The sequence below is a fragment of the Pantoea sp. SM3 genome, from assembly GCF_000963995.1.
Lineage (GTDB): Bacteria > Pseudomonadota > Gammaproteobacteria > Enterobacterales > Enterobacteriaceae > Pantoea > Pantoea rwandensis_B.
Map to the genome: position 1 here is coordinate 16,367 of NZ_JZRD01000052.1, position 19,922 is coordinate 36,288.

Genomic DNA, 19,922 nt, shown 5'->3' on the forward strand with positions numbered 1-19,922 from the left:
AAGGATACGAATTATGACAGTAGAAAAAGTCGCAGTCATTGTGGCTGGCGGCAGCGGCATGGGTGCCGCAGCAGCAGAAAAACTGGCGGCGGAAGGCTATAACGTTGCAATCCTTTCCTCCTCTGGCAAAGGGGAAGCGCTGGCTGACCGTTTAGGCGGAATAGGTATCACCGGATCCAACCAGTCAGTGGATGACTTACAAAAACTGGTTGAGGCGACAATGGCGCGTTGGGGCCGCATTGATGTGCTGGTCAATAGCGCCGGACATGGGCCGCGTGCGCCGATACTGGAACTAAGTGATGATGACTGGCAGCGCGGCATGGAGACTTATTTCCTGAACGTGGTGCGCGCAGCACGTCTGGTGACGCCTATCATGCAGAAACAGGGCGGCGGCAGCATTATCAATATCTCTTCGGCCTGGACGTTCGAACCCACCGACATGTTCCCGACTTCAGCGGTTTTCCGCGCCGGACTCGCCTCATTCACCAAAATTTTCGCTGATGCTTACGCAGCGGATAACATTCGCATCAACAACGTGTTACCGGGCTGGATCGACAGTCTGCCGAAAAGTGATGAGCGTCGTGAGAGTGTGCCACTAAAACGCTATGGCACTGCAGAAGAAGTCGCCGCCACCATCGCGTTTCTCGCCTCACCCGGTGCGGCTTACATCACTGCTCAGAATATCCGGGTTGATGGGGGAGTCACCCACAGCGTATAAAATCGACGCCTCCAGCCACGTAAAGTCCCATTTTGCGCGGCTGGGGCACCTCTCTCGCTTCTCCCCTCGCATAAACAAGACTGGTCTCGTCGATCGCTGCTTAAGAAATAGTCAGAATGTTCCTATCCGCTGCAAGACATTTCTGAACGCAGCCACGCAATATCCGATTAAACATTTTGACCCGAGGTGACTATGCAAACGATTTTACGTGCGCGAATTTATGCGCTTTTCAATCCTGAACGCCATCAGATCTGGCAATGGATGCTGACAGGCTGTGCCCTGTTTTGGATTGTGGCGGTCATCGCCGTCATGGGAATTCGCTGAATCAGTGCGCCTGCAGTCGCCCGGTTAATTGCGCAGGTGGCAACAGCTCAAATGCTCTTTTCATCACTCTGGCTTCCTCCGCCGGACTGCGGCCAAACATCCGTTTGAATTCGCGATTAAACTGGGAGTCGCTTTCATAACCCACACGCGCGGCGGCACCGGCTGCGGTGAGATTATCGCGAATCATCATTAATCGTGCCTGATGCAAACGCAGCGATTTAAGATATTGAATCGGAGACGTCTGCGTCACTGTTTTGAAATGCAGATGGAAACGGGGCACGCTCATCCCCGCTTCGTTCGCCAGATGCGGTACATCCAGTGGCTGCTGCCAGTCGGCATGGATGCGCTGCAGTGCACGGGCAATACGACCAAAATGGCCTTGATAGGTTAACGCCGCGCGCACCGCCCCGCCCTGCTCACCCATCAAAATACGGAAACAGATCTCCTCTACGCGCGCCGGTCCCAGCACTTTAGCCTCGAGTGGATCGCTGAGTGCTTCCAGCAATCGCAACGTACTTTCGGCCAGCACCTCATTAATCGGCGTGGAGATGATCCCTGCCGGCGGTACTGTGACCGCTGTTTCAACTTCGGCAAGTTGCGCGACCAAACGCGCGACCATCGTAGCATCCAGACGAATCGCAATCCCCAGCAGCGGCTCTTCAGAGGTCGCTTCGGTCTCGGCGGAAAAGGGCAACGGCACTGACAGCACCAGATAATGCTGCGCATCGTAGCGATACATTTTATCGGCGAGAAAGGCGCGTTTTGATCCCTGGCAAATAATGATAATGCTCGGCTCATAAAGTACCGGCGTACGCGCCCACTGCTGATCAGCACGCATAAAGCGCACATTCTCCAGTAAGGATTCGGTATAGCCTTCCTGGCACGCCAGTTGGCGCAACAGATGGCAGGTTTGCTGTTTTACCGTGTTCGACATAGATAGCGTTCCAAAGAGAGGTTCAGGCAAAGCATAGCCATTTCGTTCTGTCATGCACAATGGCGGCGAGAGAATAAGGCAAACATTCGCCACAATTCGGTCTGTTACGTCTGACTGACTTTTTCAACAATGACCTCGTCAACTACACGAGGAACCTATCATGAACTTCAACGAAAAAGTTATCCTGTTAACCGGTGCCAGCAGCGGGATTGGTGAAGGCATCGCCCGTCATCTGGCGCATCAAGGGCATAAACTGGTGCTCGGTGCACGCCGTAGCGATCGTCTGACCACCCTGTGCGATGCCTTGCGCCGCGAAGGTGCCAGCGTCGACTTTCTCGCAATCGATGTGACGCAACGAGGTGATACCCAAAAGTTGGCTGATTTCGCCCTGGAAAAATACGGGCGCATTGATGTGATGATCAACAACGCCGGCGTCATGCCGCTTTCGCCTATGAGTTCAATGAGAGTTGAAGAGTGGGATTTGATGCTGGATGTCAACGTTCGCGGCGTGTTGTACGGTATCGCTGCGGTACTGCCCACCATGCAGGCACAGCGCATGGGGCACATTATTAATATCGCTTCCGTGGGTGCGCTGACGGTTTCCCCCACCGCCGCTGTTTACTGCGCAACCAAATATGCGGTTCGCGCCATTTCCGATGGTCTGCGCCAGGAATCGCGTGAGCTGCGCGTCACGGTAATCAACCCCGGTGTGGTGGAGTCTGAACTGGCGGATAGCATCAGCGATAGCGTGGCGCGCGAGGGGATGAAAAGTTATCGACAGATTGCACTCAAGCCTGATGCTATCGCCAGGGCGGTAAGCTGGGCCATCGATCAGCCTGGCGAAGTAGACGTTAACGAAATCACCGTGCGCCCTACTGCCAGTGGACATTGAGGGGAAATATCCCTGGCGATTTCAGGCTGAAATTCGCAGAAATCGCTGCGAATTAACTCCGCAGCGATAATCAATTTCACCTTGATAATCGGCGTTTACAACGGGTGAATGAGCCACTCGTTAGCGCTTAAGTTTCGCAGCCGCCGCTTCTGTCGCTATCCGGCGGCGAGCAAGAAAGTCGTGCATTTGATTTTGCGCCTGCGTCAGTCGTTGCGGCGAGGCGCTGCGTGGTGAACCCGCATGAAACGGTGGCGCGGGATCGTATTCCATCTGCAGTTGAATGTTCTCCGCCACGTCGCGCCCAAACAGTTCCTCAGCCACGGTGAGTGCAAAATCGATACCTGACGTCACTCCCGCACCGGTTATCCGATTACGGTCGCGCACCACGCGTTCAGCCACGGGCGTTGCGCCCAACAGGCTGAGCTGATCCAGCGATCCCCAATGCGAAGTGGCACGATATCCCTGTAACAAACCGGCGGCCCCCAGCACCAGTGAACCGGTACAAACCGAGGTCACCCATTGCGCCTGTTGTGCCTTCTGCCGCACAAAATCCAGCGTCTCTTCATCCTCCATCAGCGCAATTTGTCCCGGACCGCCAGGAATGCAGATCAGATCGAGCGGCGGACACTCGGAAAACGTTGTCGTCGGTAGGATGGCTAAACCACGGTCGGACATCACCGGTTGCCGGTCTTTCCAGATAAGAAAGTTACTCACACCGGGCATGCGGGCAAAGACTTCCCACGGACCGGTGAGATCGAGTTGGGTGAGATCGGGGAACAGCAGCAGACCAATATTGAACGGCGAAGAGACGGCCATGATAGGCTCCGATTAGGGGTCAGAGCGTTATCATGGCCTTGATACGAAAAGGAATGCAACGGGTTAGTTCATCAGCGGTTTTGCCACCGGCGCTTTCACGCCATCAGCCAGCGCGAACAACGCTTCGACACGGGCTTTCTCCTTGTCGTCAACCGGGATCAGCACACCACACACCACAAACACTGCCACGTTACCCGCCAGACCAACAATGCCGCTGGTGAGCGAGCCGAGCGCCGGGATGTCATCCGGGAAGAACACGGTGAGCACGATAGCGATGATAATCCCGGTCATCATGCCCATCAGCGCGCCTTGTTTGTTTCCAAAACGGCTAAAGATGCCAAAGAACAGCGGCACTGCCAGCTGAATGATCCCCTGATAAGAGATCTGTGCCAGCAGCTGTAAACGGGAATAGTTGAAGGTGAAGTATGCCAGCAGCGCCGCAGCCACGATAAACACCACCATGCCCGACTTCGCCAGCACCGTTAGTTGACGATCGCTACGCGGTTTATTCCAGGTCGCCAGATCGTTGGCGAACTGGGTACCGCACACCTGCACGCAACCATCAACATGACCAATACTGGCAGCAAGAACAATCACCAGCGCCAGTGCCAGCAACCACGGACCGCCTTGATCAAACAGCGCAGTGAAGAAGCCATTTTGTGGATTCGCCTGTACGTTAGGATCCTGGCTGACTGCCGTAGCAAACAGCATCAGAATGGCATAGAAACCGCCCACCAGCAGAATCGTCAGCAGGGTGCCTTTCTTCACGGCACGGATGCCGCTGGCGGTATAAATACGCTGGAAGCTCATTGGCCAGCACATTGACCCAATCACGCCAGTGAAGATCAGGCTAAACATATACCAGGGACCATAGTGCGAACCTTCCGCGCCTGGAATCTGCAGCATTGCGGGCGGCAATGTCGCCAGCTGGCCGAAACCATGATCGCCACCAAACAGCAGCACCACGCACACCAGCGCGCCCAAACCGTAGGCGATGATGCCCTGATACATATCCGTCATGATCAACCCGCGCATGCCCATGCTGACGGTCCAGTACTGACGCACCAAAATCAACAATACGCCAGCGATCAGGCAGGTGGTGACACCCCAACGGCCAAAGCTGGCAAATTCAACCAACAACGCCAACGCCTGAATGCCCATCACCACCCACGGAAATACACAGATGATGCCGATAATTGACGCCACACGCTTTACCGCCGGGCTATTAAAACGCATGCCGAGCAGATCGGGTTGCGTGGTCAGGTTAAAGTGCTGGCCCCATTTCCACGCGCGGCGCGCCATCAGATACATGGCCGTCACGCCGAGCGTCGAGTACACCGCGCCGTAGAAGCCGATGACCCCGCTCACCGACAGTGAGAAGAAGGCGGTGAAGGTCGCCCCCGGCCACCACGAGTTGGTATAACTCATGGCGATATACCACGGCCCATAAGAACGGCCGCCGACGGCGTAATCGGAAAAGGAGGTGCTTTTACGATTGGTGGCGTACAGCACGGCAATCATGATTGCCAAAAACAGCCCAATCATGCCAAAGGTAATTAAATAATGGGGTTCTGCTGCGTTGATTTTCATGCGACTTCCTCATCGTCCGGAATTTCGCCAAACGCGCATTCCGCCAGATACATAACCCATAATCCCACACCGAGGAATACCGCAATCGCGAGCCAATAAACGATCGGCAGAGGTATTCCCAGCAATAATGCACTACTCCCGCTAACGCTTAAATAAAGCGGTGGACAAAGTGCCAGCAGCAATAATGCCAACAGGTATAGGGCAAATATTTTATTTTTAATACTTATGCGGGCGCGTAATTGCTGCGCCATGACCATCGAACTCATAATAACCTCCTCAATATTACTTGACGGTGTGCGCACTCCTTTACCTGCTGAATATCAGCATTTCCCCTTTGGTGTAACCTCAACGATAAAAAGCAAAAGCGCTGCCCGAAGGTACAACGGACCGATAATGTTATAACCTGACGAGCAAGGACTTAAGGACTCTGGGTTGAACTTACAATGCGCGCAGCCAGTTTTCCCAATCGGGATGATTTAGCACGCTGCGCGCCCGTAAATGTTTCCAGGCACCATATTTCGAAAAATCAAAATCGATATCAGCCACATGATGTTGAATAATGGCCCAGGTTGACCATTTCATATCGGCCAGGTATTTATGGACTTGCACGCGAGCAAATAATGCAGCATCCACTTTACCGAAATAGTCCTCCAGTAATTCCTGTTCAATTTTCGGAGTGAAAAACATTTCGCCAAACCATAGCGCTAACTCATAACAGCGATCGTTATTTGATGCATATTCAAAATCAACCAGGCGAATATCATTCTGCGCGTTAAGCATAAAATTACCGGCCAAAGTGTCATTCATGCATGGCACCAAATCTATTCCCGCTGCTTCTAACGCCTGCTGCGCGCGCTGTGCCTGTTTGTGCAACCAGGCGGCATCGGCAGAGAACGCGACATTGAGTGCACTGACCTGCTCAATGTGTTCGTTTAGCATGTCGAATACGGTTTTGTTCTGCTTGAGCAACGGCTGGTCGTTGAAGCTTTTCAAGCCCTGTAACGCACGATGGCGAATCGCGGATTGCTGAAAATCGAGGTTAGACGATGCGCGCCAGCCATCAATGAACTCAAACACTTCCACACCCAGATCGCGCAGATACGCCACCACCGGCACGCCGTAGCCGGTTTGCGCGGCTTTCAGGCTCGCTTCATGTGCGGTGTCACGATTGATAAAGCGTTCGGTGCCTTCGCCGGGAATTTTGACGAAATAAGCACAAGGCGCGCCTTCTACTGCGACATGCCAGTTGGCGTTAGAAATACCGCCGCTCACTGGACGATACTGCACCGCCCTGCCCTGCCATTCCGGCATCGCCGTGATGGCTTGTTCGACCCGCTGTTCCTGCCAGCTTTGTGCTTCACCCAGAGATTTGCTCATTTTGCCTGCTCCGCAGTCAGGTTTAACCAACGTTCAAAACGGGGATCGCTCAGGCTTTGACGGCAACGTAACAGCATCCACTGACCAAGCTTGGCAAACTCCAGACCGCGCGAGCTGGTGGCGCCGTTCAGCATGCCCCATAGCGTCCAGTGATAGTCATCAACCAGCGCATACAAGCGGCAACGCGCCACATCGGCCTCGCTGCAGTCCCCGCGCCACGCCCGAATAGCATCACGCCAGCGGTCGTCGGTAGGCAATTGTTCGTGGATGAGCGTGGCGATATCGTGCCAGGCATCGCCCCGTGCAGCGTAGTCAAAGTCCAGTAAGCGCCATTCACCCTGAGCGTTGACCATCCAGTTGCTGGCAATGTTATCGCCGTGGATCAACACGGGTGTAAACGATGCGGCGCTGAGGGCCTCCCACGCCAGATCGACACATTCCCCCATCCACTGCAGCTCCTCTGGCAATTGCACACCATGCGTTTCCACTTGCAGACGTAGCTGCAACATATCCTGTTGGCGACTGTGTGAGGGCAGTGGCAAACCAGAGTGGTGCAGTTTATCAAGCGTGCGCGTCAGGCTGGCAAAGTGATGCGGATCGCGTAACGCATCCAGTCGCGCCCAGCGGAAACCGTCATCCAGCGCCGCAAAGATCAGTACGCCAGTGTGCGGATCGGCGTGGCACAGCGCGGGCGCGATGCCCAACTCGCCCGCCTGACGGCTGATTTCGGCACTGCGCTGGAAATCGATCAAGGCTTTCTGATCATCGAACAGCACCTTGGCGTAATAACCCTGGCCCGCCGACTGCAAGCGAAATCCGGCCCATTCCGTCGCCAGCCGATGCGGCGACGCCACGCCAGCGGTACCGGGCTGAATATCAAAGGATTGCGTTGGCTGCCAATCCGCCAGCGCTTGCTGCAAACGTATCAACATAGGGCACCCTCCCCGTTAAGGCATAGCTCACTCAGCAGCGCCATCAGCAGATCGAGACCGCGATGCAGGTCGGCGACGGCGGTGAATTCACGTTCATTGTGCGAGAGACCGCCCACGCTAGGCACAAACAGCAATGCAGTTGGGCAGTGATAGCTCATGCTTATCGCATCGTGACCGGCCACCGAACGCATCGGCATCGCCTTCAACCCAAGGTTTTCCGCCTGCGCTAAGGCCAGTTCACTGAGTGCCGAATGTAACTGCTGCCGTGGACGATACTGCGATCTGTCGAGACTGACATCCGTTGCGGTTAACTGCGCAATCGATTGCATTTGCTGGCTGAAGCTGTCGCGCAATTGGCTCAACAGTGCTTCATCAGCAGAACGAAACTCTATAAATAAGGTGGCCTCAGAAGTCACGACATTTGGCGAATTAGGCGCAGTTTCCAGGCGACCCACTGAGCTGTGCAGCGCGTCGCCACAACGTTCGGCCTCGGCACGCACCGCCACAATGGTGTGCGCGGCCGCCAACAGCGCGTCCCGCCGACGCTCCATTAAGGCGGGGCCAGTATGGTTTTGCTCGCCGCGAAACGTCACCTGCCACTTCAGCGCCGCCCAGGTTTCTGTCACCACACCAATCTGCTTCTGCTGCAACTCAAGATGTGGACCTTGCTCAACATGCAGTTCGCAATAGGCCGCCACCGGCAGATCCGCTAACGCCGTTCCGCAATAGCCAATACTTTGTAACGCTGTTTGCAGCGAGATGCCTTCGCCATCACGGCATGCGAGCGCCTGCTCCAGCGAGAGTGCGCCGGTGAACACCGAACTACCGGTCAGACTGGGTTGAAAGCGCGCCCCTTCCTCATTGGTCCAGTTCACCACCGCCAGATTACGCTGCGCGGTGTGCGCCTGGTCGCGCAGCTGGCGAGCCAAGGTTGCAATGGTCACCGCTGCACCGGTGACGCCGTAGGCGCCATCGAAGCGTCCTCCCTGCGGTTGGCTATCCAGATGCGAACCGCACAGCACCCACGGCGCGCCTTCACAAAGCGTCATCAAGCCAAAGATATTGCCAATTTCATCCACGTGAACGTGAAAACCCTGTTGCGTCAGCCAGGTACAAAAGGCATCGCGCATTTGCTTATCCGCAGCGGACGCCGTCAGGCGATGTAAGCCGCCTGCGGGTGTCGCACCGATGCTGCTGCTGAGGGCGAACAGCGCATCAAACGCCTGATAATCTTGCGGTGTCATCCGCGGCATTGCCGGGATGGAGGATGTTGACATGGGCACTCTCCAGACTCGCTACAAAAGCTGCCGCAGGTCGCGCATTGGTCACTAAGATGTCGACCGCGCTAAACGGCAGCGTGTTCACAAAGGTTCGCAGTCCAAATTTGCCTTCATCTGCCAGAATCACACTCTGGCGACAGTGCGTGCTCAGCACGCGCCTTAATAACGCCTCAGGCTCTTCGTAATCCATAAAACCGTTGTCCCGATCCACTGCACCTATGCCCATAAAGGCAATGTCGTAGTGGAATTGACGTGCGAACTCCAGCGTATGGGGGCCAATGAGTGCGTTATCATTTCGCCGAACGCGCCCTGGTGTTAGCGTGACAGCGTTGTCGCTTTGCTGCGTCAGCAGCGCGGCGATATCCATTGAGTTAGTGACGACCTTCAAACGTGAGAAGCGGGTCAGCTGCTGCGCCAGTGCCAGCGTTGAGGTGCCGGTATCCAGAAACAGCGCCATCCCCTCTTCCACCAATTCGCTTGCCAGCTGACCGATTCGCGCTTTAGCACGTGGCTTGATACGGCTGCGGATCTGTAACGGCTGCTCTTCGCTGGGCACCGGTAAAATGGCACCGCCGTGCACGCGCCGTAATACGCTTTGCTCTTCCAGATATTTAAGATCGCGTCGAATCGTCTCTTCTGATACCACGAATTTCTGCGCCAGCTCCGTCACGCGTACCCGCTTTTCGTGGTGTAAAATCCGTTTTATTTCATCCAGTCGTGGCTGATTAATCATGCTTACCTTCTGTTTTGATCGACCAAAACCGCAGTATACCTTTCGGGCGGTCTCAAGGCCGCGCCCTACAGAGAAGGTTGATGTTGATCCCACGGCATCAGCGCTTCGAGCGCCGCACAGAACTGCAAGACGTCGCCTTCCGCATAACGTCGGCCAATCACCTGCAAACCCACTGGCAACCCCTGCGGGGTAAAACCACAGGGAATCGTCGCCGCCGGATTACCACTCAAATTGAATGGCCAGGTGAAAGGTGTCCAGCGCGCCCACTCTACTCCGCTGTCGCCCGGCGACTGATTTTCCGGCACATGGCGATCGGCCGCGAACGGCAGAACCGGCAGCGTAGGCGTGATCAGTAAATCCACGCTGTCAAACAAGGCGTGTACCTGTCCGGCAAAGGCCGCACGCTGTTTTTGTGCCGCCAGGTAGTCGGCTAGATTCAGGCTTTGCGCGCGTTCAATCAGCGCGGCAAAGCCCGGATCGAGCTGGTCGAGCTGCTGCTGCAGTGCGGCGCCATAAGCCACACCGCGCCCGCCGCTCCATAAGGTGTCAAACGCATCGAACGGTGATGACCAGTCCAGCGGGCGTGCCATTAGCGTCACTGGCAAAGAATGAGCAATCTGCTCTACCGCCTGTTCAACGCAACGCGCAATCTGCTCGTCGACCGGGGTGTTGAACAGCGTTGGACTGTAATGCACACGCAGTGAAGGCAGCGGCTGGTCGCAGCGTGCCAGCCAGGATTCACTTTTGGCTGGCAGCGCCTGGTGGTCGCGCGCATCCGGTCCCGAAAGCAGATCAAACAGCAGCGCGCTATCACGAACGGTGCGCGTCATCGGTCCGGCATGGCTGAGCATTTCAGTCGCAGACCACGGCCAGGTCGGGATGCGTCCCAGCGAGGCTTTAAGGGCGAAAATGCCGCAAAATGCACCGGGAATACGCACCGAGCCACCACCGTCAGAGCCCAGCGCCGCAGGCACCATGCGCGCCGCAACACTGATTGCCGATCCCGAACTGGATCCACCACTGGTTAGCGCCGGGTTCCACGGATTGCGCCCATGGCCAAATACCCGTGAATAGCTTGATCCGGTCCAGCCAAACTCGGTGGTTGCGGTTTTACCGACAATGATTGCTCCCGCCGCCTTCAGTCGCTCAATAATGGGGGCGTCACTTTCTGGCACGTTATCCAGTGAGGTCAGTGATCCTTTGGTCGTGCGCAAGCCTGCCGTTGAGAACAAATCTTTCACGCCGAACGGCACACCGTGCAGTGGGCCACGAATCTTGCCTGACTGACGTTCGCGGTCGCAGCTTATAGCCTCTTCCAACGCCTGCTCATCGTAAACATCGCCAAAGGCATTCAATGTGGGATTGTGGGTTTTGATTTGCTTAAGGCAATTTCCCACCAGCGTTTCGCTGCTCACCTCGCCGCAACGTATCTGTTGCGCCGCATTAATGACATCAGGCATTGAATGAGATAAAGCCGGGTCTTTCGCCATTGTTACACCCTGTGTTTCTGGCATCACTATGAAGCGATAGTGGCAACTGTTGGCGAATGAAGCAAGACCGGGTTATGTGGTTAATGTGGGATATGTTGTATTTAATCTGCCGTTATTATAGGAAAAGATGATGATGGAAAAAGCAGCAAGATGACGAATCCATGGCAATTCGGTGAAGGTTTTGCGTGACAACACGCGCAGCGACTCAGATGCTGGAAATTCGCTCGGGGAAATGTGCGGAAAGGAAATCTCAACTCACTGCGCCGCTATCACCAGCGCAGTGATAATAAAGTCATCTGATAAAAAGATTACAACCAGCCCGCTTTTTTCAGTCGTGACCACATCACGCCACAAATCGCCAACGTGACAACCAGCACCGCAGGGTAGCCGAAGTGGGTTTTTAGTTCGGGCATATCAGAGAAGTTCATGCCGTACATACTGAAGACAATGGTCGGGACGATCAGCACCGCACCCCAGCCAGCCAGCTTCTTATTCACCTCACTCTGCTGAACCGACACCAGCGCCAGATTAACCTGCATCGCACTGGTCAGCATTTCGCGCATGTCTTCGGCATCGATCATCACATGGTGAGCATGATCCTGGACGTCACGCAGGTAGGCCCGCAAATTCTTCGGGATAATGTCTTCGTGAAAACGCGCCAGCTGGGCGCAGATTTCAGTCACCGGCATCGCGGCATTACGCAGCGCCAGCAGTTCGCGCCGCAGATGATAGACATCTTCGAGGGTTTTACTGTCAAAGCGCGTGGTAAACATGCCCTCTTCCAGCGTACCAATGCGTTCACTGAGTGATTCGGTGATTTTGCTGTAGTGGTCGACGATAAAGTCGAGGATGCAGTAAAACGCGTAACCCGGTCCCTGACACAACATGGTGTGGTTTTTTTCTGCTCTGGCGCGAATCGCCGCATAGCCTTCTGATGATCCGTGACGCACGGTGATCAGGAAGTTTTTACCAAGGAAAAAGTGGGTTTCACCAAAGCTGATACGCTGCTGATCATCAAGATGTGCCGTTTTCACCACGATAAAAACCGATTCACCGTACTGCTCAATCTTCGGGCGCTGATGGGCTACCAGCGCATCCTCAATGGCTAACTCATGTAAGCCGAACTCTTCCTGCAACGTCTGCATAAAAGCCGGTTCAGGCTGATTCAAACCCAGCCAGATAAACGCACTCTCGTCTTTGAGTACTTCGCTAATGTCGGCGACATCGACATGCTCTTCACGTTTTCCGTGGCGATAGGCCACGCAATTAATCACCATTTTGGCGCTGTCCATGTTGTTTTCACTTACTTAATCATAGTGTCAGTATCATTTCGACGCAGGGGAGATCGGCTTTGGCTAATGCGGAAGGATACAAGGCCTCACGCACGGTGCTAAAGCCATGCCGCAGATAAAAACCGCTGGCATTGGGGGTTGCGGCCAGGGTCAGTTGACGGAAACCGCGCTGGCGGGCTTCCGCGATAATCGCGATCATAATGGCGCTGGCATAGCCTTTGCCGTTGCACGCTGGCAGGGTAAATATCGCTTCTACGCTGCCGCTTTTGAGATCAAGAAAACCCGTGGCTGCGACACCCAGTTCAGGATCGTCAATCACGAAGAAGGGATTACCCTTGATCGCCTCAAAGTAACCTGACGGCAACGCGTCAGGCGTCCATGCAGCAATCACTTCAGGCGGATAAACTGACTGGCAGCCATAGCGAATCGCGAGATTGCGGATGCGCCACAAGTCGGCTGCTTCATGTGGATGAGCTAAGCGCGGTGTCATGGATTTTTCTCTGTGCGATGATGACGGATATCCCACAGTAGCAAAACGCTTGCCGCGCGTGTGTTCTTTTTGGTTCAGGGTACGCCCAGATAACGCAGCAAGGCGGTCATTGCGGCCGCGCCAATTATCACCAAAATCAGCGGCGTACGACGCCAGGCGAGAAACACGGCAAATAACACACCGGCTATCCGCGCGATACCCGCAAAATGGCTCCCTTCAAATAATGCCGTGGTGACGGCAACCGCCAGCAACAGCACCGTCGCAGCATCCGAGAGCATATTGCGCACGGACTCCGACATCTGCATACGACTTCCCAAACGGTAGCCAGCAAAGCGCATCACGTAAGTGCCAACGGCCAGCAGCGCGATGCCGGCGATCACGAGGTTATTATGCATTTTTGCGCTCCCGCCAGCTAAGTAAACCCAGTAACGAGAACAATACCGGCATTCCCGCCGGAACAAACGGCGTGGCGAGCACTGACAATGCGGTGCCGAGCGTGGCCGGAATAAGCGTGCGACGTTGGCGCAAGGCGGGAAAGATCAGTGCGATCAAAATAGCGGGAAAAACCGCATCCAGACCCATCGCTGAGACATCGGGGATGAAGCGCCCGATAAACGCGCCGCACACCACGCTGAGTGGCCAGATTGCAAAAATGCCCAAACCACATACCCAATATGCGGCACGTCGCTGAGAGTGCGTCTTTTGCGAAATGCCAAACACCACGCTTTCATCATTCATGATATGGCAACCCAGCAAACTGCGTCCGCCCTGCCCGACCAGATCTTTCACCGCAATACCAAACGGTAAGTGACGCGCATTGACCAGCAAACCTGCCGCCGCTGCCGTAAGCGGGCTCCCACCCCCAGCTACAATACCGATAAAGAGAAATTCAGATGCGCCTGCCAACACCATCGTGGAGAGCGCGATCGGCACCCACAGCGGAAAACCATCTGCCGCTGCCAGCGAACCGTAAGAGAGTCCAACAATACCGTCGGCCAGACATACCAGAAAAATCGCTTTTAATACGCCGCGATCAAGCGGAACTGCACCCAGACGCATCACAATTTGATCTCATATCGAACAGGAAAGCCGTTATAATGAACGCACCCTGAGTGTTTTACAAGATGAACAAAACGTTCGATATAAAGAACAGGAGTAATTGTGACGCCGCCTATCGATCTTATCTCTGCTGGATTAGTGCGTGAACGTCAGCGTGCCGGACTCTCGTTAACCGAAGTCGCTCGTCGCGCCGGTATCGCGAAATCCACGCTATCCCAGTTGGAAGCGGGCAACGGCAATCCCAGCATTGAGACGCTATGGTCATTGTGCGTGACGCTGAATATTCCTTTCGCCCGTTTGATGGAACCGGAAGTGAAGCGTTTACAAGTGACCCGTCGCGGCGAGGGCATGATGGTGTCGGCTGAATTAGCGGATTATCAGGCAGCACTTCTGGCCAGCTGCCCGCCGGGGGGACGCCGCGATCTCTACCTGATCACCAGCCAGCCAGGCGCACCGCGCGCCTCGCATCCGCATCCACCGGGTTCCGTAGAGCACATTATCATTGCTCAGGGTCGCGCATTAGTCGGCCCGACTGATGCGCCCGTTGAGTTGCATCCCGGTGACTACATCTGCTATCCGGCCGACGAACCGCACATCTTCGAAGCGCTGGAAGCGAATACCATGGCGGTGCAGCTTTCCGAGCAAAACTAGCGACGGTCCCGTATACCCTCGCCCACTCGGGCGGGGAGCCGTTACCCATAATAATTTCCTCTGATAAAACCCGATGATCGCCACGCAGCGCAGTGGCATGCTGTGTTTTTCGCTAGCCGATTATCAGGAACATATGGATATTATTCCCGCCCGACCGCATCACGCCGCCGCCATTCAAAAAATCTATGCCTGGCATGTGTTACACGGCACCGCCACCTTTGAGACAGAGCCTCCCAGCGAAAGTGAAATGCTAAACCGTATCAAGGATGTCCAGCAGCGCGGTGGCTTCTGGCTGGTGGCGCAGGAGGATGAACAGGTGCTGGGTTACTGTTATCTGGCGCCTTATCGACCGCGCTATGCCTATCGTTTTACGCTGGAGGATTCGATTTATCTCGACCGCGAGCAAACCGGACGTGGCGTAGGGCGGGCGTTATTGCAAAAAGCGATTGCGCTGGCAGAAGCAGCTGGTTTCCGTCAGATTATCGCCATCGTCGGGGATAGCGCTAATCAGGGATCGCTGGGTTTACACCGGGCGCTCGGCTTCGAGCACACCGGTGTGATGAAATCGGTGGGCTTCAAACATGGCCGCTGGCTCGACACCGTCGTGATGCAGCGCTCACTGGGTGTCGGTGATAGCCAGCCGCCAGAGCGTTAAGCCGCCTGCATCGCGATCACGCGATCTGTCCCTTTCTCCAGCAGTTCGCGATCGTGACTCACCAGCAGCACGCCACACTGCTGCTGACGCGCCATCTGGGTGATCAGTTGCAGGGTTTGCTGCTGTACCAGCGGATCGAGTCGCGATGTCGGCTCATCAGCGAACAGGAAAACCGGTTCAAGCAGCATGACGCGTAGCAGAGAAAAGCGCTGTAATTCGCCGCCCGAGAGCGAATCCGGGCAGCGCGTGAGCAATGAAGGATCTAAAGCCAATTGCTCCATTAGCCTGTCGCGTTTTGACCGTTCAATGCGATGACGGCGCAGCACATCCTCCAGGCTTTGTGACAGCTTGCGTGTGGCGGGAAACAGCGCCGAAGGATCCTGATAGATCTTCTGATACTTCAACGCGCTCGCCGCAACATGACGTGTGATGCTGCCCTGTTGCGGTGTGAGTAACCCCAGCAATACGTCGCCAAAGCTGCTTTTCCCACTGCCGCTGGCACCATGTAAACCGACCATTTCCCCAGCATGCAGGACGAAGTTTTCTGGCACGCCCAACGTATTTCCGCCGCGCTGCAGTTTTATACCCTGCGCACTCACCACGGGTTTGCTGCGGATCACCGTGGTTTGCCGTTGCGGCCAGGCAGCGGGATCGGCGGCCAGCAATTCGCGGGTATAACCCTGCTGCGGGGTGTGCAGCACTAGCTGTGCTTGGCCTTGCTCGATCACTTTGCCTTTGTGCATGACGATGACATTTCCGCCCAGCTGACGTGCTAGCGCGATATCGTGAGTGATGGTCAGCAACGTCCCACCTTCCGCCACTTCACGACGCAGCAATGCAGAAACGTCATCGCGTCGGGAGGCATCCAACCCCTTGGTCGGTTCATCTGCTATCAGGATTTCTGCACCGCCTGCGCGCGCGGCGGCAAATGCCGCGCGCTGTGCCATGCCGCCGGATAATTGCCACGGGAATTTCTGTGCCGCAGCCTGTAACCCTAATTGTGTGAGGTCATCCTGCGCAGCTGCCACACTACGCGGCGCTGAATGTCCTCGGATATAGCGATAACCTTCCGCGACCTGCTGCTGAATCGCCATGGTGGGATCGAGCGCCAGCCAGGGTTCTTGTGGCAGGGAGGCCAGGGTGCTTCCCCATAAGCTGCATAACGCATCACGATCCTGCGGTAACTGATAACGTTGACCGTTGATGATTAAAGTTCCGCTAGCCTGCAAGGCCTCCGGCAAGATTCCCATCACCGCTTGCGCCAACAGGCTTTTTCCTGAGCCTGTCTCACCCAATAAGGTGAGCGGCTGGCCAGGTTGCAGCTGAAAATCGACGGGTTCCACCAGCGTGGCATCCGCCGTTGTTATCGTGATGCCGATGGCCTGTAATCCTTTCATACACGCTCCTTTTTCATCATCAGGTTGAGGCTAATCAGCAATAAAAACAGGGTGACGACAGGCTGCAGCAGCAACCACGGGGCTTCCCAGGCAAAGGGCAGCAGCTCGGTCATCATCAAGCCTAGCTCCGGTGTGGGTGGACGGACTCCCACGCTGATAAATCCAAGCGCCGATACCGCCATAATGGCGTTGCTGAACGAGAACAGCGCAAGCGTGAGCAGTACCGGTGCGAGGGCTGGCCACAGATGACGACGAAAACGATAGATTGGGTTGAAACCCAGCATGCTGGCGGCCTGCATGCCCGGCGAATGCACAATAGGACGCAAGGTGGCACGCGTGACGCGGAAGAATTCCACCCAAAGCACCAATGAGATCCCTAACCACAACATCTGCGGCGAGTCAGGTGCAATTGCGGCGAGTAACAACACCAGCAGTAGCCCTGGCAGCGCCAGGCACATCTCCCCCAGCATACTGACTACACGGTCGATCACACCGCCATAGAGCGCGCTAAGTACACCTGCCAGCACTCCGACCAGCATTGCACTGATCACGCACAGCGCTGCCAGGCCCAGTGACAGGCGCAACGCCGCACTCAGGCGCGGTAGCATGTCACGCCCCAGGTGATCGAAACCTAGTAAATTGGCCTGGCTGGGAGGCTTTAACATGTTGAGCAGTTCTTGTTGCAGAGGATCACCATGATGGAACAGAGGCAGCAAAAAGGCGTAGCTCAGCAGTAGAGCCAGCAACAACCCACCGACGTGGCGTGAAGTCAATTTCATGCGCGCGTCCCTCGCGGATCAAGCAGATGACAACCTGCATCTACCAGCATATTCAGCAGGACAAACAGCAGGCCGAGCGTCATCGCACTGGCCTGAATCACCGGCACATCGCGGGCAAAGATGGCATGAACTAATGCATGACCAATGCCCGGCCAGGCAAACAACGTTTCCACCACCACCACGCCTTCCACCAGCCAGACAAACTGCATGCCAAACCAGGTGAGTACCGGGGTGCCGAGGTTACGTAGACCGTGACGTTGCAGCAAGATGGCGGGCGCCAGACCTTTTTGCGCCCCCCACTGGTAATAGCCCGCATTCACCACCTGCCAGGTGGCTTCACGCACCACGCGTACGCCCACCGCGCTCAGCGACAAGGCCAGCGTCATCGCCGGTAACAGGAAATGCCGTAATTCACCGTGTCCCGCACTCGGCAGCCAGTCGAGTTGCAGCGCGAACAGCACAACCAGCAGCATACCCAGCGCAAAATGCGGCACCGACTTAAGCAATGATGACAGCCAAAACAGCAGACGATCCAGTTTGCCATTGGCGTGGCAACCGGCCCAGATACCCAACGGCAGTGTGATAGCCAGCGCCAGCAGCAAAGATACCCCGGCTAACGCCAGCGTCTGACTCAGTTGCCAGCGCAGTTCATCCATCACCGGTTCGCCGGAGACCAGTGAACGGCCAAAGTTAAATTGCAGCAGGTCCAACAACCAGTGCAGTAACGCACTGCCTTGCTCAGCAGCCCCGCTTAACTCCTGCTGCACGCGTGCGACAGCATCGGCATCAACCCGGTCATAGCCGTAGCGACCGCTGGCAATGCGCCACGCCATGTCACCGGGCAATGACCGCACCAGAAACCAGGTGAGTAAGCCCACTGCGAGCACCACAAAAAACGCCTGCATTAGACGCCAGCATAATTGTCTCATCATCACGGCTCCCAACGCAGTTGGCGCAGGCCGAAGTGACGCTCAAACGGATCGAGCGCGACGTTTTGCAACTGACTGTTGATCGCTGCAGATTGTTGATACCAGGCGATGGGAATCACCGGGAGATCCTGTTGCAGCGCCGAAGTGATGAGCGTTCGAGCTTTGGCACGCGCGGAAGCATCGGTGGATTGCGTCAGGGTATGCAGTGCGCCACTGAATCCTGTCGGATGCCAGTTCATCGCCCCCCAGTCGCCACCTTTCTCGGCATAATCTTGCAGCAAGGTGCCGGTAGGATCGGGTGTCAGGGCGAAATTACGTGAGAACAGCGCCATTTGTAATTTCCCGCTGTGATGCTGGGCGGGAATTTCGCTGGCATTAGTTGAGTTGATCTTCACTTCAATACCGACTTTGCGCAGCTGTTGCTGGATAACCATTGCCATCAACGGCAGTTCCGGGCGATCCGGGAAGGTCAGCAGTGTCAGGCTGAAACGCTGGCCGTTGCGCGTTAGCACTCCGTCTGATCCTGATTGCCAGCCGGCTTTTTGCAGCAGGGTAACGGCCAAATCGGGCTGATAGGCCAATGGTTGCAGCGTCGCGTTATGCCATTCGCCCATGTTTGGCGGGAACAACTGGCTGGCAGCACCTGGATAACGCAACACCGCCATCGCCAACGCATTGCGATCAATGGCCATGCTAATCGCTTCGCGCACCGGCTGTTCCGCTAACAGGGGATCCCCCAGATTAAGCTTCAGCATGAGCGTGCGCGGCACTGGAATGGCGGGAAGCTGCAGCGTCGGCTTGCGTGCCAGACGCTGACGGCTGGCCGCATCAAGATTGAACACATAATCCGCATCACCGCTTTCTGCTAATAGCGCGCGGGTTTCTGCCCGGCCAGAAGAGAGATAACTGGCAGCGGCGATATGCGGTTTCTCTCCCCAGTACTCTTCAAAACGTTGCACCGCTAACGACTGCGGCGGTTGAAATGCCGTCAGCATAAACGGTCCAGAGCCGATGATGCGTGTGATGTTGCCCTGTGCATCCCAACTGGATAACGCCAAAATTTGGGAGCGGCTTTCCGCCAGAACGGAAAGCAACGGGGTGAAAGGCTCGCGCAGTGTGATGGTCACCACTTGCCCTGCCCCTCTGATCTCACTGATCGGTGTCTTGTCCAATAATCCCGCTTTACTGCGTGCCGTATTAAGTGATTTCACCACCGCTTCCGCATCGAGTCGCGAACCATCATGAAAATGCACGTTCTCGCGCAGCTGTAATTGCCAGCGCAAACCGTCTTCCGATACCTGCCAACTTTTAGCTAATGCTGGGATGGGCTCACCGCGTTCGTTCACTTCCACCAGCGTTTCCACCACATCCATACGCAGGAGAATGTCGCCAGAAAGCGCCGGATCGGCTCCTTTAATTTCAAACGGAGCGGCAATGCGCACCGTGTTTTCCTGATGCTGCGCCGCGAATGAGGCGCACGAAGCCAGGCCGAGCGCCGTGGCGATCAGCATTTTTTTCATTGATTTCATTATAGTTTCCGAAAAATACCGCTACAAAAAACCCAGAGAAATTACGTTATAACAT

Annotated in this window: 22 protein-coding genes; 5 read left to right on the top strand and 17 right to left on the bottom strand. The window is 55.7% G+C overall.

Features of this window, described 5'->3' with window-relative positions:
• The first annotated feature begins 13 nt into the window (after positions 1 to 13).
• Together VI01_RS22950 and VI01_RS25855 are read left to right on the top strand one after the other, a co-directional pair.
• Entirely contained in the window at positions 14 to 718 is a 705-nt protein-coding gene (locus VI01_RS22950) for an SDR family oxidoreductase (RefSeq protein WP_045816768.1), read from the top strand.
• Positions 719 to 910: 192 nt separating this feature from the next.
• Positions 911 to 1,042, top strand: coding sequence for a hypothetical protein (locus VI01_RS25855; RefSeq protein WP_255353489.1), 132 nt, complete (start codon positions 911 to 913; stop codon positions 1,040 to 1,042).
• Between the two features lies 1 nt (position 1,043).
• Here VI01_RS25855 and VI01_RS22955 read toward each other — a convergent pair whose 3' ends face one another.
• Entirely contained in the window at positions 1,044 to 1,976 is a 933-nt protein-coding gene (locus VI01_RS22955) for an AraC family transcriptional regulator (protein WP_045816769.1), read from the bottom strand.
• Positions 1,977 to 2,136: 160 nt separating this feature from the next.
• Between VI01_RS22955 and VI01_RS22960 the strand changes: the two genes are divergently transcribed.
• Positions 2,137 to 2,868, top strand: a complete 732-nt coding sequence (locus tag VI01_RS22960; RefSeq protein WP_045816770.1) for an SDR family oxidoreductase — start codon at positions 2,137 to 2,139, stop codon at positions 2,866 to 2,868.
• Positions 2,869 to 2,988: 120 nt separating this feature from the next.
• Here VI01_RS22960 and VI01_RS22965 read toward each other — a convergent pair whose 3' ends face one another.
• The 12 genes from VI01_RS22965 to VI01_RS23020 form a co-directional block, all read right to left on the bottom strand.
• On the bottom strand, positions 2,989 to 3,684 hold the full coding sequence (locus tag VI01_RS22965; protein ID WP_045816771.1) for a DJ-1/PfpI family protein: 696 nt from the start codon (positions 3,682 to 3,684) through the stop codon (positions 2,989 to 2,991).
• Positions 3,685 to 3,747: 63 nt separating this feature from the next.
• Positions 3,748 to 5,274, bottom strand: a complete 1,527-nt coding sequence (locus VI01_RS22970) for a sodium:solute symporter (protein ID WP_045816772.1) — start codon at positions 5,272 to 5,274, stop codon at positions 3,748 to 3,750.
• A complete protein-coding gene (locus VI01_RS22975; RefSeq protein WP_034822302.1) occupies positions 5,271 to 5,540 on the bottom strand; it encodes a hypothetical protein in 270 nt (89 codons plus the stop codon). The genes VI01_RS22970 and VI01_RS22975 overlap by 4 nt, the downstream gene beginning before the upstream one ends.
• A gap of 172 nt (positions 5,541 to 5,712) precedes the next feature.
• Complete coding sequence (locus tag VI01_RS22980; protein ID WP_045816773.1) at positions 5,713 to 6,651, bottom strand: choline kinase family protein; 939 nt, start codon at positions 6,649 to 6,651, stop codon at positions 5,713 to 5,715.
• A complete protein-coding gene (locus VI01_RS22985) occupies positions 6,648 to 7,583 on the bottom strand; it encodes a phosphotransferase (RefSeq protein WP_045816774.1) in 936 nt (311 codons plus the stop codon). The genes VI01_RS22980 and VI01_RS22985 overlap by 4 nt, the downstream gene beginning before the upstream one ends.
• Positions 7,577 to 8,860: a Zn-dependent hydrolase gene (locus tag VI01_RS22990; protein ID WP_045816775.1), complete on the bottom strand. Its 1,284-nt coding sequence runs from the start codon at positions 8,858 to 8,860 to the stop codon at positions 7,577 to 7,579. The genes VI01_RS22985 and VI01_RS22990 overlap by 7 nt, the downstream gene beginning before the upstream one ends.
• A complete protein-coding gene (locus VI01_RS22995; protein WP_045816776.1) occupies positions 8,799 to 9,596 on the bottom strand; it encodes a DeoR/GlpR family DNA-binding transcription regulator in 798 nt (265 codons plus the stop codon). The genes VI01_RS22990 and VI01_RS22995 overlap by 62 nt, the downstream gene beginning before the upstream one ends.
• Positions 9,597 to 9,661: 65 nt before the next feature.
• Positions 9,662 to 11,086 carry an amidase gene (locus VI01_RS23000; RefSeq protein ID WP_231638582.1) on the bottom strand — a complete coding sequence of 475 codons (1,425 nt, stop codon included), beginning with the start codon at positions 11,084 to 11,086 and terminating at the stop codon, positions 9,662 to 9,664.
• A 308-nt stretch (positions 11,087 to 11,394) separates the two neighbouring features.
• Positions 11,395 to 12,363 carry a magnesium/cobalt transporter CorA gene (gene corA, locus VI01_RS23005; protein WP_045816797.1) on the bottom strand — a complete coding sequence of 323 codons (969 nt, stop codon included), beginning with the start codon at positions 12,361 to 12,363 and terminating at the stop codon, positions 11,395 to 11,397.
• A gap of 34 nt (positions 12,364 to 12,397) precedes the next feature.
• On the bottom strand, positions 12,398 to 12,868 hold the full coding sequence (locus tag VI01_RS23010) for a GNAT family N-acetyltransferase (protein ID WP_045816777.1): 471 nt from the start codon (positions 12,866 to 12,868) through the stop codon (positions 12,398 to 12,400).
• Positions 12,869 to 12,942: 74 nt separating this feature from the next.
• A complete protein-coding gene (locus VI01_RS23015; RefSeq protein WP_045816778.1) occupies positions 12,943 to 13,263 on the bottom strand; it encodes an AzlD domain-containing protein in 321 nt (106 codons plus the stop codon).
• On the bottom strand, positions 13,256 to 13,927 hold the full coding sequence (locus tag VI01_RS23020) for an AzlC family ABC transporter permease (protein WP_045816779.1): 672 nt from the start codon (positions 13,925 to 13,927) through the stop codon (positions 13,256 to 13,258). Before VI01_RS23020 ends, VI01_RS23015 begins: the two co-directional genes overlap by 8 nt.
• Before the next feature lie 102 nt (positions 13,928 to 14,029).
• On the opposite strand from VI01_RS23020, the gene VI01_RS23025 reads away from it, so the two are divergent.
• Positions 14,030 to 14,578 (top strand): helix-turn-helix domain-containing protein, encoded by a 549-nt coding sequence (locus VI01_RS23025; RefSeq protein ID WP_045816780.1) that lies wholly within the window; start codon positions 14,030 to 14,032, stop codon positions 14,576 to 14,578.
• 133 nt (positions 14,579 to 14,711) lie between these two features.
• Positions 14,712 to 15,233, top strand: a complete 522-nt coding sequence (locus tag VI01_RS23030; protein ID WP_045816798.1) for a GNAT family N-acetyltransferase — start codon at positions 14,712 to 14,714, stop codon at positions 15,231 to 15,233.
• Here the strand turns inward: VI01_RS23030 and VI01_RS23035 are convergent.
• The 4 genes from VI01_RS23035 to VI01_RS23050 are packed head-to-tail and all read right to left on the bottom strand — an operon-like array spanning position 15,230 to position 19,867.
• Entirely contained in the window at positions 15,230 to 16,630 is a 1,401-nt protein-coding gene (locus VI01_RS23035; protein ID WP_045816781.1) for an ABC transporter ATP-binding protein, read from the bottom strand. The genes VI01_RS23030 and VI01_RS23035 overlap by 4 nt on opposite strands.
• On the bottom strand, positions 16,627 to 17,409 hold the full coding sequence (locus VI01_RS23040; protein ID WP_045816782.1) for an ABC transporter permease: 783 nt from the start codon (positions 17,407 to 17,409) through the stop codon (positions 16,627 to 16,629). Before VI01_RS23040 ends, VI01_RS23035 begins: the two co-directional genes overlap by 4 nt.
• Positions 17,406 to 18,341, bottom strand: a complete 936-nt coding sequence (locus tag VI01_RS23045) for an ABC transporter permease (protein ID WP_045816783.1) — start codon at positions 18,339 to 18,341, stop codon at positions 17,406 to 17,408. Before VI01_RS23045 ends, VI01_RS23040 begins: the two co-directional genes overlap by 4 nt.
• A complete protein-coding gene (locus tag VI01_RS23050) occupies positions 18,341 to 19,867 on the bottom strand; it encodes an ABC transporter substrate-binding protein (protein WP_045816784.1) in 1,527 nt (508 codons plus the stop codon). The genes VI01_RS23045 and VI01_RS23050 overlap by 1 nt, the downstream gene beginning before the upstream one ends.
• Positions 19,868 to 19,922: the final 55 nt, after the last annotated feature.